The 16,665-nt window shown below is 38.8% G+C and carries 18 protein-coding genes and 1 other RNA gene; 13 read left to right on the forward strand and 6 right to left on the reverse strand.

Translation table 11 applies throughout. From position 1 onward, the window contains the following. Positions 1 to 20 precede the first annotated feature (20 nt). The 3 genes from rnhA to LQE94_RS13770 all read left to right on the forward strand — a co-directional run bounded on the left by rnhA (position 21) and on the right by LQE94_RS13770 (position 1,966). The gene (gene rnhA, locus LQE94_RS13760) at positions 21 to 500 is read left to right on the forward strand and encodes a ribonuclease HI (RefSeq protein WP_022075742.1); all 480 of its coding nucleotides are present in this window, start codon (positions 21 to 23) and stop codon (positions 498 to 500) included. A 30-nt stretch (positions 501 to 530) separates the two neighbouring features. Then, an RNA gene (rnpB, locus tag LQE94_RS13765) (RNase P RNA component class A) lies at positions 531 to 883 on the forward strand. Between the two features lie 51 nt (positions 884 to 934). Continuing rightward, complete coding sequence (locus tag LQE94_RS13770; RefSeq protein ID WP_022075741.1) at positions 935 to 1,966, forward strand: 3-deoxy-7-phosphoheptulonate synthase; 1,032 nt, start codon at positions 935 to 937, stop codon at positions 1,964 to 1,966. 91 nt (positions 1,967 to 2,057) lie between these two features. On the opposite strand, the gene LQE94_RS13775 is transcribed toward LQE94_RS13770, so the two are convergent. From LQE94_RS13775 to LQE94_RS13785, 3 genes are read right to left on the reverse strand one after another with little or no spacing between them, the layout of a single operon-like run. Further along, positions 2,058 to 2,501: an aspartate carbamoyltransferase regulatory subunit gene (locus LQE94_RS13775; RefSeq protein ID WP_186865648.1), complete on the reverse strand. Its 444-nt coding sequence runs from the start codon at positions 2,499 to 2,501 to the stop codon at positions 2,058 to 2,060. A gap of 37 nt (positions 2,502 to 2,538) precedes the next feature. Next, positions 2,539 to 3,459 (reverse strand): aspartate carbamoyltransferase, encoded by a 921-nt coding sequence (gene pyrB / locus LQE94_RS13780; protein WP_117989676.1) that lies wholly within the window; start codon positions 3,457 to 3,459, stop codon positions 2,539 to 2,541. Between the two features lie 39 nt (positions 3,460 to 3,498). After that, on the reverse strand, positions 3,499 to 4,035 hold the full coding sequence (locus tag LQE94_RS13785) for a nitroreductase family protein (RefSeq protein ID WP_118723830.1): 537 nt from the start codon (positions 4,033 to 4,035) through the stop codon (positions 3,499 to 3,501). Positions 4,036 to 4,200: 165 nt separating this feature from the next. Between LQE94_RS13785 and pheA the strand changes: the two genes are divergently transcribed. Both pheA and LQE94_RS13795 read left to right on the forward strand, forming a co-directional pair. Continuing rightward, positions 4,201 to 5,331, forward strand: coding sequence for a prephenate dehydratase (gene pheA, locus LQE94_RS13790; protein WP_022075737.1), 1,131 nt, complete (start codon positions 4,201 to 4,203; stop codon positions 5,329 to 5,331). An 89-nt stretch (positions 5,332 to 5,420) separates the two neighbouring features. Then, on the forward strand, positions 5,421 to 6,716 hold the full coding sequence (locus LQE94_RS13795; protein ID WP_118723829.1) for an ATP-binding protein: 1,296 nt from the start codon (positions 5,421 to 5,423) through the stop codon (positions 6,714 to 6,716). A gap of 54 nt (positions 6,717 to 6,770) precedes the next feature. Here the strand turns inward: LQE94_RS13795 and LQE94_RS13800 are convergent, their stop codons facing one another. Beyond that, positions 6,771 to 8,507 carry an Rqc2 family fibronectin-binding protein gene (locus tag LQE94_RS13800; RefSeq protein WP_240577950.1) on the reverse strand — a complete coding sequence of 579 codons (1,737 nt, stop codon included), beginning with the start codon at positions 8,505 to 8,507 and terminating at the stop codon, positions 6,771 to 6,773. Positions 8,508 to 8,714: 207 nt separating this feature from the next. Here LQE94_RS13800 and LQE94_RS13805 point away from each other — a divergent pair, with 207 nt between their 5' ends. The 6 genes from LQE94_RS13805 (at position 8,715) to LQE94_RS13830 (ending at position 12,984) form a co-directional block, all read left to right on the forward strand. Beyond that, complete coding sequence (locus LQE94_RS13805) at positions 8,715 to 9,590, forward strand: YicC/YloC family endoribonuclease (protein WP_118723827.1); 876 nt, start codon at positions 8,715 to 8,717, stop codon at positions 9,588 to 9,590. Positions 9,591 to 9,635: 45 nt separating this feature from the next. Further along, the gene (gmk, locus tag LQE94_RS13810) at positions 9,636 to 10,268 is read left to right on the forward strand and encodes a guanylate kinase (protein WP_022075733.1); all 633 of its coding nucleotides are present in this window, start codon (positions 9,636 to 9,638) and stop codon (positions 10,266 to 10,268) included. A 4-nt stretch (positions 10,269 to 10,272) separates the two neighbouring features. Continuing rightward, positions 10,273 to 10,521, forward strand: coding sequence for a DNA-directed RNA polymerase subunit omega (rpoZ, locus tag LQE94_RS13815; RefSeq protein WP_022075732.1), 249 nt, complete (start codon positions 10,273 to 10,275; stop codon positions 10,519 to 10,521). A gap of 71 nt (positions 10,522 to 10,592) precedes the next feature. Further along, positions 10,593 to 11,930, forward strand: coding sequence for a 30S ribosomal protein S12 methylthiotransferase RimO (gene rimO / locus LQE94_RS13820; RefSeq protein WP_240577951.1), 1,338 nt, complete (start codon positions 10,593 to 10,595; stop codon positions 11,928 to 11,930). Further along, positions 11,914 to 12,456, forward strand: coding sequence for a CDP-diacylglycerol--glycerol-3-phosphate 3-phosphatidyltransferase (gene pgsA / locus LQE94_RS13825; protein WP_022075730.1), 543 nt, complete (start codon positions 11,914 to 11,916; stop codon positions 12,454 to 12,456). The genes rimO and pgsA overlap by 17 nt, the downstream gene beginning before the upstream one ends. Before the next feature lie 3 nt (positions 12,457 to 12,459). Then, positions 12,460 to 12,984: a CinA family protein gene (locus LQE94_RS13830; protein ID WP_186865090.1), complete on the forward strand. Its 525-nt coding sequence runs from the start codon at positions 12,460 to 12,462 to the stop codon at positions 12,982 to 12,984. A 137-nt stretch (positions 12,985 to 13,121) separates the two neighbouring features. Here the strand turns inward: LQE94_RS13830 and LQE94_RS13835 are convergent, their stop codons facing one another. Together LQE94_RS13835 and LQE94_RS13840 are read right to left on the reverse strand one after the other, a co-directional pair. After that, positions 13,122 to 13,454, reverse strand: coding sequence for a DUF6054 family protein (locus LQE94_RS13835; RefSeq protein ID WP_118723825.1), 333 nt, complete (start codon positions 13,452 to 13,454; stop codon positions 13,122 to 13,124). Positions 13,455 to 13,763: 309 nt separating this feature from the next. Then, entirely contained in the window at positions 13,764 to 14,270 is a 507-nt protein-coding gene (locus LQE94_RS13840) for a hypothetical protein (RefSeq protein ID WP_240577952.1), read from the reverse strand. Between the two features lie 189 nt (positions 14,271 to 14,459). Between LQE94_RS13840 and LQE94_RS13845 the strand changes: the two genes are divergently transcribed. Continuing rightward, positions 14,460 to 14,603, forward strand: a complete 144-nt coding sequence (locus tag LQE94_RS13845) for a hypothetical protein (protein ID WP_240577953.1) — start codon at positions 14,460 to 14,462, stop codon at positions 14,601 to 14,603. A gap of 97 nt (positions 14,604 to 14,700) precedes the next feature. Next, a complete protein-coding gene (locus tag LQE94_RS13850) occupies positions 14,701 to 16,266 on the forward strand; it encodes a histidine kinase N-terminal 7TM domain-containing protein (RefSeq protein ID WP_240577954.1) in 1,566 nt (521 codons plus the stop codon). The last annotated feature ends 399 nt before the right edge of the window (positions 16,267 to 16,665 follow it).

A 16,665-nucleotide genomic window follows, 5' to 3' on the forward strand; every position in this document is an offset into this window, starting at 1 on the left:
AAAAGGGAGACATATAGCAGATGCATATAAAACTATATACAGATGGTGCTGCAAGAGGAAATCCAGATGGACCTGGAGGATATGGTGCAGTACTGGAGTACGTGGATACAAAAGGACAGCTGCATATAAAGGAGCTGTCACAAGGATATAAGAAGACGACAAATAACAGAATGGAATTAATGGCTGTAATTTCCGGATTAGAGGCGTTAAATCGTCCGTGTCAGGTGGATGTGTATTCCGATTCTAAATATGTTGTAGATGCGTTTAATCAGCATTGGGTGGATTCGTGGATCAAAAAGAACTGGAAACGAGGAAAAAATGAACCAGTTAAGAATGTAGATTTGTGGAAGCGCCTTATGGCAGTGAAAGCAAGGCATGATGTGACATTTCATTGGGTTAAAGGACACGATGGACATCCACAGAATGAACGATGTGATGAGCTTGCAACAACAGCAGCAGATGGGAATGCATTGATTGTGGATGAAGGACTGGACTTTTAGGGAAAATCATGGTACAATTTTTAACTGTGTTAAGTAGGACAGACAATCGCGGCTGCGGGAATCGAAAGATTGCAGACGAGGAAAGTCCGGGCTTCACAGGGCAGGATGCCGGATAACGTCCGGTAGAGGTGACTCTAAGGAAAGTGCAACAGAAATAAACCGCATATGTATTCACATATGTAAGGGTGGAAAGGCAGTGTAAGAGACTACCGCCTCGCTGGTAACAGAGAGGGCACATGTAAACCCCATCCGAAGCAAGACCGGATAAAAGCAATGTGGCTGCCCGTCACGCTTTAGGTAGGTCGCTCGAGCCTGTTGGTGACAACAGGCCTAGATAGATGATTGTTCAACGACATAACCCGGCTCATCGTCTTGCTTAACACATTGAAACAATTGGCATAAAACACAGTGAGACAACATAAGGAGATATCAACATGGGAATGAGAATAAATGCGGAGCTTCCGTTACCGGCTGATTTGAAGGCAGAATATCCGCTTTCAGACAAGATTATTAAGATTAAAGAAAAAAGAGATGCTGAGATTCGAGATATATTTACAGGCAAGTCCGATAAATTTATTGTAATTGTAGGACCATGTTCAGCAGATAATGAAGATGCAGTCTGCGAGTATGTGAATCGTCTTGCGAGAGTGAATGAAAAAGTTTCAGATCGTCTTATGATCATTCCTAGAATTTATACAAATAAACCTAGAACAACCGGAGAAGGATATAAAGGTATGCTTCATCAACCAGACCCAGATAAGGCACCGGATTTACTGGCCGGAATTATTGCGATTCGCAAGATGCATATCCGTGCCATTGAAGAGACAGGACTGACAGCGGCTGATGAGATGCTCTATCCTGAAAATAGAAGCTATCTGGATGATATTTTGTCATATGAAGCAATTGGAGCTCGTTCAGTGGAGAACCAGCAGCATCGTCTTACAGCGAGTGGGATGAATATTCCAATCGGAATGAAGAATCCGACAAGCGGTGACTTCCTTGTTATGTTGAATTCCGTAATAGCGGCACAGCATTCTCATTCATTTATTTACCGAGGTATGGATGTGACTACAGATGGTAATGATCTTGCCCATGTGATTTTGCGCGGTGGCGTAGATAAGTATGGTACATGCAATCCAAATTATCATTATGAAGATTTGGTTCGTCTGCTTTCATTGTACCAGAAAATGGAATTGAAAAATCCGGCAGCGATCATTGATGCGAACCATTCAAATTCTAACAAGAAGTTTAAAGAACAGATTCGTATTACAAGTGAGGTACTTCACAGCAGAAGCTATAATCCAGAGCTTAAAAAACTGATAAAAGGTGTAATGATCGAAAGTTATCTGGAAGAAGGAAATCAGAAGATATGTCCGGATATGATTTATGGTAAATCTATTACAGATCCATGTCTTGGATGGGAAGATACAGAACGCTTGATTTATGAAATTGCAGAAAAGTGTTAAAAAATAAGGCTTTCGCTTTACGATGGATGTTCGTAAAGCGAAAGCCTTTTTAGTTATCATACATTCTAAAAAAGGTCCGAAGGACCTTTTTTTAGTTTTTACGATGATATTTCTCTTCGCAATATTTACAACGATAAACCTGGTTTTCTTCGTCTGTAAGTACGAAGATATGATCCAGTCCCTGCTCGATAGAAGTGATACAACGAGGGTTTTTACAACGAATCACATTTTTGATTTCTTTTGGAAGTTTGAGAAGTTTTTTCTCAACGATTTCTTCGTTCTGGATGATATTGATCGTAATATTGTGATCAATGAATCCTAAAATATCAAGATCAATGAAGTCAATTGGGCATTCAATTTTCATGATATCTTTTCTTCCCATTTTACTGCTTTTTGCATTTTTGATGATTGCAACACAGCAATCCAGTTTATCAAGGTGAAGGTATTTGTAAATTTCCATACTCTTTCCAGCTTCGATATGATCCAGAACAAATCCTTCTGAGATTTTTCCAACTGATAATGTATTTTGCATAATAATCTTTATTCCTTTCCAAAATTCAAGTGTTTTAAACTTAGTCTACATGAATATCCAGCAGTGTAAGGATCAATGCCATACGGACATATACACCATACTGTACCTGACGGAAATATGCAGCACGTGGGTCATCATCAACTTCAACAGAAATCTCGTTAACACGTGGAAGTGGATGAAGAATGTACATATCTTCAGGAGCAAGTTCCATTTTCTTTTTGTCAAGAATATAGAAGTCTTTCATACGAACATAATCTTCTTCGTTGAAGAAACGCTCTTTCTGTACACGAGTCATGTATAAAATATCAAGTTCAGGAAGACCATCTTCCAGACGGACAACTTCTTTATAAGGAATGTTCATTTTGTCAAGTACATCATGACGAACATAGTCAGGAAGTCGTAATTCTTCTGGTGAAATAAGTACAAATTTGATTCCAGGGTAACGAACCAGAGCGTGAATCAGAGAGTGTACAGTACGACCAAATTTCAAGTCTCCGCAAAGACCGATTGTCATGTTGTCCAGACGGCCCTTAACATTACGGATTGTTAAAAGGTCAGTAAGTGTCTGTGTAGGATGCTCGTGTCCACCATCACCTGCATTGATCACAGGAATTGTAGAGTGCTGGCATGCAACCATAGGAGCACCTTCTTTTGGATGACGCATTGCACAAATATCTGCATAGCATGAAATTGTGCGAATTGTGTCAGATACGCTTTCACCTTTAGCAGCAGAGCTTGAATTAGCAGAAGAGAATCCCATAATATTTCCACCAAGATTCAGCATTGCAGCTTCATGGCTAAGACGTGTACGTGTACTTGGCTCATAGAAAAGAGTTGCAAGTTTTTTTCCGTCACAGGCATGTGCGTATTTCTTTGGATTCTTCTCGATATCCTGTGCAAGATCAAGAAGTGTGTCAAGTTCTTCAACAGAGAAGTCTAAAGGACTCATCAGATGTCTCATATTTGTATACCTCCTAGTATGTTCAATGACATATATTTCTTATTTATATTGAAGCAAAACGTCAACAGTCTTACGTTTTGGTGCTTCCGGTTCGATATCAGGATAACCGATTGCAATGAGAGCAGCAAGTTCCTGATCTTCTGGGAGTTCAATGAGTTTACTTATCTCATCTTCATCAAACATTCCCATAATAACAGTGCCTAACCCCTGTTCCTTTGCTGCAAGACAAAATGTCTGGCAGGCAACTCCGGCATCAAACATCTGCCAGCGATCTCCTTTTTTGGAAGAATAAGAACCATCACGTTCGAATCCACAGCGTCCCTTTATGTAGCTTACGGCGATCAACATAGGAATCTGATTTATAATCTTAGCATTATAATCAGGCACATGGCATTTGGCTATTGTGCTTAAAATGGATTGATCTTCAATTGCAATAAAACGGGTAATCTGTGTATTTTTCCAAGAAGGGGAAAAAGAAGTTGTGGAAACAATAGAATCAATAATAGAATGGTCAATCGCGTTTGGTTTGTATTTTCGAATACTTCTTCTGCTTTTGATACATTCAATGACGTTCATAATGCTACCTCCTATCAAATATTCTAAATAATAATATAACACATTCTGGTTATTTTCAACACATTTTCACATAGATTTTGTAAAAAAAATATGATATCATGATTACTGTTCAATTTTGCGTCGATTATTGGGAAATTGCCGCGAAAGATGGAAAGGAGAAAGACTATGGCAACACTGGAAGAATTGCGAGTACAGTTAGATGGAATAGATAATGAGATCGCCCGGCTTTTCGAAGAACGTATGAAAGTATGTGGTGAAGTTGGTGAATATAAGATCCAGAGTGGGAAGAAGGTTCTGGACAGACAAAGAGAGAATAATAAGCTTGCTGATGTGGCATCAAAAGTACACGGTGAGTTTAATAAAAAGGGGATTCAGGAGCTTTATACGCAGCTAATGTCGATGAGCCGTAAGCTTCAGTATCAGAAACTGGTAGAGGCAGGAGCATTGGGAAGACTTCCATTTATTGCTATTGAATCTTTAGAAAAAGAAAAAGCAAGAGTTGTATTTCAGGGCGTAGAAGGAGCTTATGGACAAGCTGCAATGTTTAATTATTTTGGAGAGTCCTGTAATGGCTTTCATGTGCATACATTTCGTGATGCAATGGAAGCTATTGAAGAAGGTTCGGCAGATTATGCTGTACTTCCGATTGAAAATTCATCTGCAGGGGCAGTGAATGAGATGTACGATCTCCTTGATGAGTTCGAGAATTATATTGTTGCAGAGACGATCATTCCAATCACACATACATTGGCAGGCATTCCCGGAACGAAATTAGAGGAAGTAAAATGTGTTTACTCTAAGGCAGAAGCACTCATGCAGACAACACATTTTCTTGATGAGCATGCTGACTGGCAGCGTATCAGTGTTGTGAACACTGCAGTTGCAGCGGCAAAAGTAGCAGCAGAACAGAACAAAGAACAGGCAGCGGTATGCAGTGCTTATGCGGCTAAATTACAAGGATTGGAAATACTGGCAGACAATATCAATGATGAAAAAAATAATTCAACCCGTTTCGTAATTGTAACCAACCAGAAAGTATATTTGAAAGATGCGAATAAGATCAGTATAAGTTTTGAGCTGCCTCATGAGAGCGGTTCACTCTATCGTATCCTGTCTCATTTCATTTATAATGATCTGAATATGACAAAGATTGAGTCCAGACCAATCGAAGGAAGAAACTGGGAATATCGTTTCTTTGTAGATTTTGAGGGAAATATGGAACAGCCGGCAGTGAAGAATGCGCTTCGTGGGCTTCGCGAAGAAACAAGAAATCTGAATATATTAGGAAATTACTAAAAACAAAAAGTAGAATGTATTTGGAAAATTATTAAGAAATAAGAAACTTGAATGTGATGGCAATTATTTAATAGAAAGAAGGAATTACAATGCATACAAATGAATTGATGCTGTACAAAAACATGGAATATGGAGAGATTCTTCAAGACATGACATTTTTGATGGAGAACTATAACAATGAATACTATAATAGAGAAGACTTGAGAAGTTTATTGTTCGAGTGCATTAACGAACTGTTAGAAATTTCGGTCAGTCATGGATTTGAAGGAAACCTATGGCATACATACCTGACATTTCTTTTATCAAATGATGAGAACGCCTATAGCACCTCCTGTGAAATTGTAGGACCTGTAGAAGGCAGCATCAATCAAATTGCCATGCATGATTTTAAAGTGTTCAAGGAATTGTTTGATTATGATTTTGAACCATTAATGAAAGAGCTGGATGCAGAAAGCTTTGCTGTTTTATTGAATTATACCAATGTAAATGAAGGAAGCAAAGTATTTAATAAACGTATTCGTGACAGAATCTGTAACTTGAGTAAATCATTAGGAGAGGCAGAATCAGTTGAGTTGTTTGGAAAACGCCTGACACAATTTTACAAAGAATTCGGAGTCGGAAAATTAGGACTTCATAAGGCTTTCCGTATTGAGCATCTGGAAGGAGAAAACGCAGAGATTGTTCCAATCACCAATATTGCACATGTACATTTGGATGACCTTGTAGGTTATGAAATTGCAAAAAAGAAATTGATCGATAATACAAAAGCATTTGTAGAAGGAAGAAAAGCAAATAACTGTCTGTTGTATGGAGATGCAGGAACTGGAAAATCATCTTCTATCAAAGCAATTTTAAATCAGTATTACGACCAGGGATTGCGTATCATTGAAGTTTACAAGCATCAGTTTAAAGATTTGAATGACATAATCGCACAGATTAAAAACCGCAATTATAAATTTATTATTTACATGGATGATCTCTCATTTGAAGAATTTGAGATTGAATATAAATATTTGAAAGCCGTTATTGAAGGTGGATTAGAGAAAAAGCCAAACAACGTGCTGATTTATGCGACATCAAACCGTCGTCATTTAATCAGAGAAACGTTTAAGGATAAACAGGATCGTGATGAAGATATGCATACAAATGACACGGTTCAGGAAAAATTATCTTTAGTAGCAAGATTCGGAGTGACAATTTATTATGGAGCACCGACAAAGAAAGAGTTCCAGCAGATTGTAAAAGAGCTGGCAAAAGCAAATCAGATTCAGATGCCGGAAGAAGAGCTGTTGCTTGAAGCAAATAAGTGGGAGCTTGCTCACGGCGGATTATCCGGAAGAACAGCACAGCAATTTATCGATTTTTTGCTGGGTCAGAATGCATAAAGAAGAGGATGATGGAGCACAAAAGCTTCGTCATCCTCTTTTTATAATCTCAATCTATTCTACAAGCTGGATTCCGGAAATATCGCTGTCGATGATCAGTGAATAATTCGTGTAATATACAACAAATCCTGGCTTTCCTCCACGTGGCTTTTTCACGTGCTTTTTCTCAACATAGTCAATCTCAATCTTGTCTTTATCCTTCATACTGGAGTAGTAAGCGGCAAGCTTTCCGGCTTCTTCAAATGTGCGGTCCGGAAGCTCGTCTCCGTTAGTCTTAACGATAACGTGGGAGCCAGGAGCCTGTTTTGCATGGAACCACCAGTCATTGCCGACAGCAAAATGAAATGTAAGTTCTTCATTTTGAAAATTATTCTTTCCAACATACATATGATATCCATCACTGGAAATATAATGCAGAGGCTGACTTTTAATCTTAATTTTCTTTTTCGTGAATTTGCGGCGCATATATCCGGCATCAATCAATTCTTCCTTGACCTGGGCAAGATCGTCCTCGGTCTGTGCGATGAAAAGTGCATTCTGTACAGATTCCAGATAATCAATATCCTCTTTGGTTTCTTCAATTAAGCGAGAGAGTGCTTCGAAGGTACGTTTCTGTTTGTTATACTTGTCAAAATAACGCTGTGCATTTTCCTGCGGTGTCTTTGTTGGATCAAGCGGGATTGTTACCATCTCATTTGTATAGTAATTAAGTGCGTCTAACTTTTTCGCATCCGGTTCAAGGTTATAACCATAAGTATGAATCAGCTCTCCGTATACTTTGAACTTATCACGATTTTCGGTATCTTTAAGCTGGCGTACCTGTAAATCATATTTCTTTCTCGTACGTTCAAGAGCCGTCTGGACTACATGACGAAGGTCTGTAGATTTTTGACGGATTCTTGTGATCGCATTTCGAGAAGAATAGTATAAATCCAGCACTTCAGAAATAGATTCAAAGTCCTTGCGGGTATAATTTGAAAAATGCGACAGTGGTAGTGAAGAAAACTCTTTTGGTTCATTCCCATTATAATAAATAGCCGGTTTAAAATCCCCCTCGGAAATAGCAGAAAAATAAATTGTAAACTGGTTATACAAATGCAGCTTGATATCTTCAGATAATTCCTTAGGAGTAATAGAAGAATCAATTCCGGATAAATAGCAAATCTCTTCCGCAACAACAGGACTGACACCGGTAAAACTAGTGTAGATAGCTTTTGCAAGTGGGAGTGGTTTGCTGTCAATAGTTTCGATAAAATCTTGCGCACTGATACTTAGCGGATCATGTTTTTCCATTGTATCGGGAATAAAATAAGTGCGTCCCGGCAATACTTCACGTACAGAACTCATCTGTGCAGGAACATGCTTGATACTGTCGATGATCATACCTTCTTCATTGCAGAAAATGATGTTGCTGTGCTTTCCCATAATCTCTACAATCAAATCCTTACGGCATAAATCCCCCATCTCATCTAAATGCTCAATCGTAAAATGGATGATACGCTCCAGCTTTGGCTGCCATATATCAATGATACGACCGTTTGCAATATGCTTACGAAGCAGCATACAGAAGTTTGGTGCCGTCATAGGACTTGGTTTATTGGTGTCTGTTAAATATATTAAAGGAAGCGATGCACTTGCCGAAATACAAAGCCGTCTCTGTCCGGCAGGAGACTTAATCGTAAGAAGAAGCTCATCGGCTTCTGGTTGTGCAATTTTGGCAATTCTTCCGTTTATTAATTCTTGTTTTAATTCGTGAACCAGATTGGCCACGACAATTCCATCAAATGCCATGTCATATCCTCGTTTCTTTATGATTATATTCCTGAATATGGAATGTCAGGTTACAAAAAATTAGTAATTGATACAGAGAAAGTATAACACAGATTCATTTTCAGATAAAGAAATTTATAAAACTCAAAGTGAAATGGTTGACCTTGACTGTGGTTACGAGGTATAATGTTATGAATGTAAAAAAACGAATAAACAGAGGTTGACATCATGATAAAAAGCATGACAGGATTTGGAAGATATGAGTATCAGACCGGATCTAAAAAGTTTACAGTGGAATTAAAAGGGGTAAACCACAGATATTTAGACGTTAACATTCGTATGCCGAAGAAATTTAATTTTTTCGAAACTGCAATCCGCACATTGTTAAAACAGTATGCGCTGCGCGGTAAAGTAGATATTTTTATTACATACGAAGATAACTCAGAAAGTCAGGCTGCACTTAAGTATAATGAAACACTTGCAGCGGAATACATGAGATACTTTAAGCAGATGGAAGAATCGTTTGGAATTGATAATGATATCCGCGTTTCTACATTGGCACATTGTCCGGAGGTATTGACAATGGAAGAGAAGCCGGATGATGAAGACGCTTTGTGGAGTGGTCTGCAGATGGCATTAAAAGGTGCATTTGCACAGTTTGTTGAGACACGCACCACAGAAGGTGAGAACTTGAAGAAGGATATTTTGAACAAGCTTTCCGGCATGGAGACACTAGTAGGACATGTGGAAGAGCGTTCACCACAGATTGTGGAAGAGTATCGTAAGAAACTGGAAGATAAGATCCATGAACTTTTGGATGTGCCGGTTGATGAGAACAGGATGGCAGCTGAAGTAATCTTATATGCTGACAAGATTTGTACAGACGAAGAGACTGTTCGTTTGAAGAGCCACATTTCGCATATGCGGGATACATTAGAAGAGACGGAAGGAATCGGAAGAAAGCTTGATTTTATTGCACAGGAGATGAACAGAGAAGCCAACACCATTCTTTCAAAGGCGAATGATCTGGAAGTTTCGAATTATGCGATTGGATTAAAGACAGAGATTGAGAAGATTCGTGAACAGATTCAGAATATTGAATAGTTATTGAATATGGTTTTAAGTATGAGATAGTGGAGAAGAGAGCAAATGAATAAGAAGGGCATTTTAATCGTAGTATCCGGTTTTTCAGGAGCCGGCAAAGGAACTTTAATGAAAGAACTTCTGCAGAAATATGAAGAGAAGTATGCGTTATCTATTTCGGCAACAACAAGACAGCCAAGAGAAGGAGAACTTCATGGCCGCGAGTATTTTTTCATTTCAAAAGATGAATTTGAAAAAATGATTGCGAAAGATGAGCTGATAGAGTATGCTAGATACGTGGAAAATTACTATGGTACACCACGGAGCTATGTAGAGCAGAAGCTTGACGAAGGCAAGGATGTGATTCTTGAGATTGAGATTCAAGGAGCACTGAAGGTGAAAGAGAAGTTCCCTGATACACTGTTATTGTTTGTAGCTCCTCCATCTGCACAGGAACTGAAGCATCGTCTTGTAGGACGAGGAACAGAGACCATGGAAGTGATCAATTCCAGAATGAGCCGTGCTGCGGAAGAAGCAGAAGGTATGGAGAATTATGATTATCTGATCATTAATGATACATTGGAAGAGTGTGTGGAACAGATGCATTCAGTCATTCAGGCAGAACATTTAAGATGTTCAAGAAATACAAACTTTATAGAAAAGATTCAAAAAGAATTGAAAGAGATGAAAGGAGAATAAAAGTATGTTACATCCATCTTATACAGATTTGATGCAGGTAGTGAATAAGGACGTGGAAGAGGGCGAAACAAAGGTTGTTAACAGCCGTTATTCTATCGTTATGGCAACATCTAAGAGAGCAAGACAACTTATCGATGGAGAGATGCCGCTGGTAAAAGCAAAGAAAGGTGAAAAACCACTTTCTATCGCAATTCAGGAGATGAATGAAGGAAAGCTTACAATCGTTACTGATAACGCAGAGGAAGAAGAATAAAAGTAGATAAGAATAAAGAAAAGGCAGGTTCCGGCAGGTATCTGCCTTTCTGAGTGATTTGGAGAGTGATTATGAAGATATTATTTATTTCCCTGGGATGCGATAAGAATCTGGTAGATTCAGAAGTGATGTTAGGGCTTCTTGCATCCAGAGGTTATGAGATGATCGACGATGAGCAGGAAGCAGATATTATTGTTGTGAATACATGCTGTTTTATTCATGATGCAAAACAGGAAAGCGTTGATAATATTCTCGAGATGGCAGAATATAAGAAAACAGGAAAATTAAAAGCTCTGATCGTGACAGGATGTCTGGCAGAGCGTTACAGACAAGAAATCATTGATGAGATTCCAGAAGTAGATGCAGTGCTTGGAACAACGGCATATGACAAGATACTGGATGCAGTTGACGAAGCACTGGAAGGGAAACATTTTCTGGAGATGGAGGATCTTCAGGCACTGCCTGTTGTCGATACAAAACGACAGATAACAACAGGCGGACATTTCGCATATATGAAAATAGCAGAAGGCTGCGACAAGCATTGTACATATTGCATTATTCCGAAGATTCGAGGAACTTATCGAAGTGTACCGATGGAGCAGCTTATCAAAGAAGCAGAAGAACTGGCAGCACAAGGCGTAAAAGAGTTGATTTTGGTCGCACAGGAGACGACACTTTATGGAAAAGACCTTTACGGAGAAAAGTCACTTCATAAGCTATTAAAAGAGCTGTGTAAAGTGAGTGGAATTCAGTGGATACGAATCCTTTATTGCTATCCAGAAGAGATTACAGATGAGTTGATTCAGGTTATAAAAGAAGAACCAAAGATCTGTCACTATTTAGATCTTCCAATCCAACATGCGAATGATGAAATTCTAAAACGTATGGGAAGAAGAACAAGTAAGCAGGAATTGATTGATATTGTTACAAAGCTTCGAAAAGAAATTCCGGATATTTGTCTGAGAACAACTCTGATCACAGGATTTCCGGGAGAGACAGAAGAACAGCATCAGGAACTGGTAGAATTTGTAGATGAGATGGAATTTGACAGACTTGGCGTATTTACATATTCACCGGAAGAAGACACACCGGCTGCAACAATGCCAGATCAGATAGAGGAAGAAGTAAAACTTGAACGTCAGGCTGAATTGATGGAGCTTCAGCAAGAGATTGCTTTCGATACTGCAGAAAATATGATCGGCAGAGAGATGCTCGTTATGATTGAAGGTAAAATTGCAGATGAGCCGGCATATGTAGGAAGAACTTATCGCGACGCACCGAAGGTGGATGGACTTATTTTTGTGGAAACAGGGGAGCTACTCATGTCAGGTGATTTCGCAAAAGTAACAGTGACAGGAGCAGAAGAATATGATCTGATAGGAGGATTGACAAATGAACTTACCGAATAAACTAACTGTATTAAGAGTAATCATGGTTCCGTTTTTTGTATTTTTTATGTTAACAGATGTAGGTGGACCGGCGAATAAATGGATCGCACTCATTTTATTCTGTGTGGCAAGTCTGACAGACATGTTGGATGGAAAGATTGCAAGAAAATATAATCTGGTGACAAACTTTGGAAAATTTATGGATCCATTGGCAGATAAACTTCTTGTATGCTCAGCAATGATCTGTATGATTGAGATGGGAAAACTTCCGGCATGGATCGTTATTGTGATCATTGCAAGAGAATTTATCATTAGCGGATTCCGTCTGGTTGCTTCCGATAACGGAATTGTTATCGCTGCAAGCTACTGGGGAAAATTCAAAACGGTATTCCAGATGGCTATGATTATCGTACTGATTGCAGATTTTGGCGGTGTTTTCGATATTATTGCACAGGTTTTGATTTGGATAGCATTGGCACTTACCATTATTTCATTGATTGATTATGTTGTGAAGAATAAAGAGGTCTTAACACAGGGAGGCATGTAAAAAATGTATGCAGACTGGCAGATGGCAGAAAAGGTAGATCAAAAAGATGTATTAGAAGAACATGTAGTTGAAGTTCTTGCAAAACGTGGATGGACAGTAACGACAGCGGAGTCATGTACAGGAGGTCTGATCGCAGGCACATTGGTAAATGTTTCCGGGGCATCAGAAGTCTTGAATGAAGGGTACGTTACGTATTCAAATGAGGCGAAGCACAGATTACTTGGAGTTCAGATTCAGACATTAGAGCAATATGGTGCTGTCAGCGACCAGACTGCACGTGAAATGGCAGAAGGGGCAGCGAAAGCGGCGGGGGCAGATGTTGCTTTTGCTTCTACCGGAATTGCAGGACCGGGAGGCGGTACGCCGGAGAAACCGGTAGGGTTAATCTTTGTGAGCTGTTATATCCGGGGAAATGTATTTGTAAGAGAATGTCATTTCAAAGGAAGCCGTATGGAAAATCGGTTGAATACGGTACAGGCGGTATTCCAGTTATTCCTGGATAATTGTGGAGAGAATCTGGCTGAATAAGTATAATTGAGAAAATATAGAGACAGGTAAAAAAGAAGCTGCGAGCTAAGAAATTAGTGAGCAGCTTCTTTTAATATTCAAACTATTAATAGTCTTTCTTTAATTCACTACTTGGCATCTTTCTCGATAAAAGAAAGTTACGCATCCAGTAATTCAATCAACTTGTCAAGAAATGCTTCTTCTCCTAATGTGTTAATTTTGAAAAATACAGCTTGGCTTCCTCCTGCTGTAATTGCGGAAAGTTGAACCGGATCTTTGTCGTTTTGGAAAAGCGTAATATTAAGACTCACTCTATTTCCACCAGCATAGCTGTAACGTTCAAAAACACGAACACTGCAACGCGCAGTTCCACTTCGAAAGTCACTGGCATCTTCTAGCGTTGCTGACATACTGCCATTTAATATCCCGTTTTCAATATTGGAAAGTAACTGATCAAAATCTTCATTTATACTTCTTTCTATTTTTGCCATACACAAACACTCCTCAATTATCTAAAAATTCTGCACTACCGTTCATACGATGCAATAATTTCTTTGCTATCTGCTATTTTATAATCAAGTGTTTCCAAATTACCAATCAAATTAAATACGCGGTTCCTAGCTCTTCTTTATTATTTTAGCTAATCCGTCAAGTCTCATGATAAACAGTCCAGCGGTGTGATGTCAAGAGACAAATATAGATATTCCAGATACTGAAATATATTATCCGATGTAGGTCTGTCACACTACAAAAAAGCAGAGATGCTATTTATAGCCATACACCTCTGCTTTTTACACTTTCTAAGTATCCAATTGACAGAAATACAAAGTATTTGTATCCATATCATATATTCCCAAATCATAATTGAATGAAGCTTTATCCAAGATATTTTCTTTTTTTGATTGATTATTTTGATTTTGCCGATCAATTAGTAAATAATATCCTCTTTGTATATTCGGAAGTAACCGATCACCACTTTTTTCATCAGTCAAATATGGACCCACCGTGCCATTCTCAGTCTCTTCACCATATGCAAGACATCTCACAGTCTCATTCATTGGAAAATTTTTCCATTTTTTATTACTCTTTATTTCTTTTAAAATTGAATCATTATTAAATTTGAGTACAATACAAGAAGTGCCATCTCCATGTGCACCATCGTGAGTATTATATTCAGAAATTATTTTTCCTTTTTCCACGTCGATATTAAGGGCTTCTGATATAATGTTTTGTTTATCTTTTTTTCCACAAGCAGTCATTAATCCAACCAAGAATAGCATACAAAAAATATATGATATTTTTTTCACTCCAAACATTCCTCCTTTAATTATAAATAGTTATCAAGCATATGTGTTTCATTATTTTTAAGATATCATAAAAAACACAGTAAATAAAGAAAAATATAAATAAACTGGATAAGCTATATTTTACCTTCATATTTTTTAATCCGGAACTAGGTTCTAATGTTTCTCCATGAGACAAAGAGACAGGAACAGGTGGAAGAGGAACGAATCTTGGAACGCGAGAAGCGGATGCAGCAGGTAATGCTTCAAATTAAGAAGAAATACGGTAAGAATGCAATCTTGAAGGGAATGAATCGCTTGGATACAAGCAGCATGCGACAGTCAGTAAAGATTTAGGTTGAACAAGTTGCGGTAAATAGTGGGGTATATTATAATAAAATAAAGAATGAGAGCTCGGAGCTGAGAGTCCGAGGGAAAGCGAGGGCCTCCTTACGTGAAACGAAACACCAGACAATTATGCTTGATGATTCTTGTTTTTGGGATTATTACAGGAGCATATGCTTGCCGATTTCTTGCTATGTATGACATTGGCGGAAGCAATCCAAGTTATGTACGTGCTGCATTATACCTGTTGTTGTTTGTCCTGTGGGGATATTCCCTGGATCAGCGTATCATTCAGAAGCCGGTATTGCATTGTCTTCGTCTGATGGCCGCCTTGATATTGATATGGATGATTCTTCGGACATTTAAATATGAGATCGTTACCGATCTGACGGTAGCGCGTTATCTGTGGTATCTGTATTACCTTCCAATGCTGTTTATTCCGCTCCTTGGGGTGTATGTTGCTATGTATATGGGAAAGCCGGAGTCTTACCGGCTGCCTGCGAAGAGTCGGATACTGGCAGTGATTCCTACGCTATTATTTCTGGCAGTGATTACAAATGACCTGCATCAACGGGTATTTGTCTTCAAAAGCGGGATTCCAGGAGTGCCTGATAACGAGGTATATTCTCATCGCCTGCTATATTTTGCGTGTCTTGGATGGATGGTTGTTTGCATGTTGTTTACCATCATTCATTTATTACGACAAAGTCGCATTCCAGGAATTGGCAGAAGGCGAATGATGCCATTTATCCTAGGCTGTGTCATGCTATTGTACGGATTACTGTATCTGGTGGATTTTCCAAAGGTACGTTTTATGTTTGGTGATATGAATGTTATGTTTTGTCTGTTGTATGCAGCGATTTATGAAAGCTGTATCCATTGCAGGATGATACAGTCCAATACCGGGTATGTCGGGCTGTTTGAGGCAATAACGCTGGTGTCCTGTATTGTGGACCGGAATGGACATGTGCTACTTCGGTCTAAGGCGGCAGGAGAGGACATGGTCTGTCCACAGGAGGGACAAACGATGATAAGCCCGGATGGCATTCGTATTTCTTCAGCACCGATCAAGGTCGGTTATACGGTATGGGGGGATAATGTCCGTCAGTTGATGGAACTTCGCACCAAATTAAATGAAAATAAAGTCAAAATGGAAATCAACAAAAAGAAATTGCAGAATGCCTATCTTGTACAGAAAGAGTTGTACGAGCTGGCTGAGAAGAACCGGATTTATGACGAACTGGAGGCAAAGCATGGAAAGCAGACAGACCGGATATGTGAACTGTTGGAGTTATGTAAGGGAGCTGCGTCAGATGAAATCCATACTTATATGAAAGAAATCATGTTGATTGGTACTTATATTAAGCGCAGTGCGAATCTGTATTTTCTAGGTCAGGAATATGAATTTCTGCCACAGCAGGAAATCAGGCTGACTTTTGACGAGGCAGTACGTGCACTGAATACCTGTGGAATGGAATGTGGTGTCGCATATCAGATGACAAGACCAATGCGGACATCCGAGGTTACACGTCTGTTAGAATTGGTAAAAATTGTAGTGGGAATGACAAGAGACGGATTATACTCTCTTTTTCTCTCTCTTGCGGACAGTGAGATGAATCTGTCGGTGGAATGTGTGGCGGATTTGTCAGAGGTGAAAAGGAACGCAGTTAATTAAAGACAATCCAATCATTTTAAGTTATTTTCGATGGTCGTTTTTTTACCTCACATATACAAAAGACGAACGGGCAAAAAACAGGTTCTGACACTAAAATTTAAAAGGGTGAATAATACGAATCAATAGACTTGACGATTTTTTTGAATGTATTAATGACCATTAACGATAAAATCGATTCTGTGCTAAAAATACGATGTCTAGACATTGCGTTTTGCCTTCACTTTTCTCAAAAAGGCAAAAAAATAGAACGTATAGTTTTCATACGCTCTATCTAATATTCCATATTAAATTTTTAAATTCTACAAACTTGAAGTTCCTCACTTTTTCATCTTCGGAGCAATAAGCAGCACTACTGTCACAAGAAAATATACACTATACAGTAACCAAGTAATTGTATTG

The sequence above is a fragment of the Mediterraneibacter sp. NSJ-151 genome (assembly GCF_022487435.1).
GTDB lineage: Bacteria > Bacillota > Clostridia > Lachnospirales > Lachnospiraceae > Schaedlerella > Schaedlerella hominis.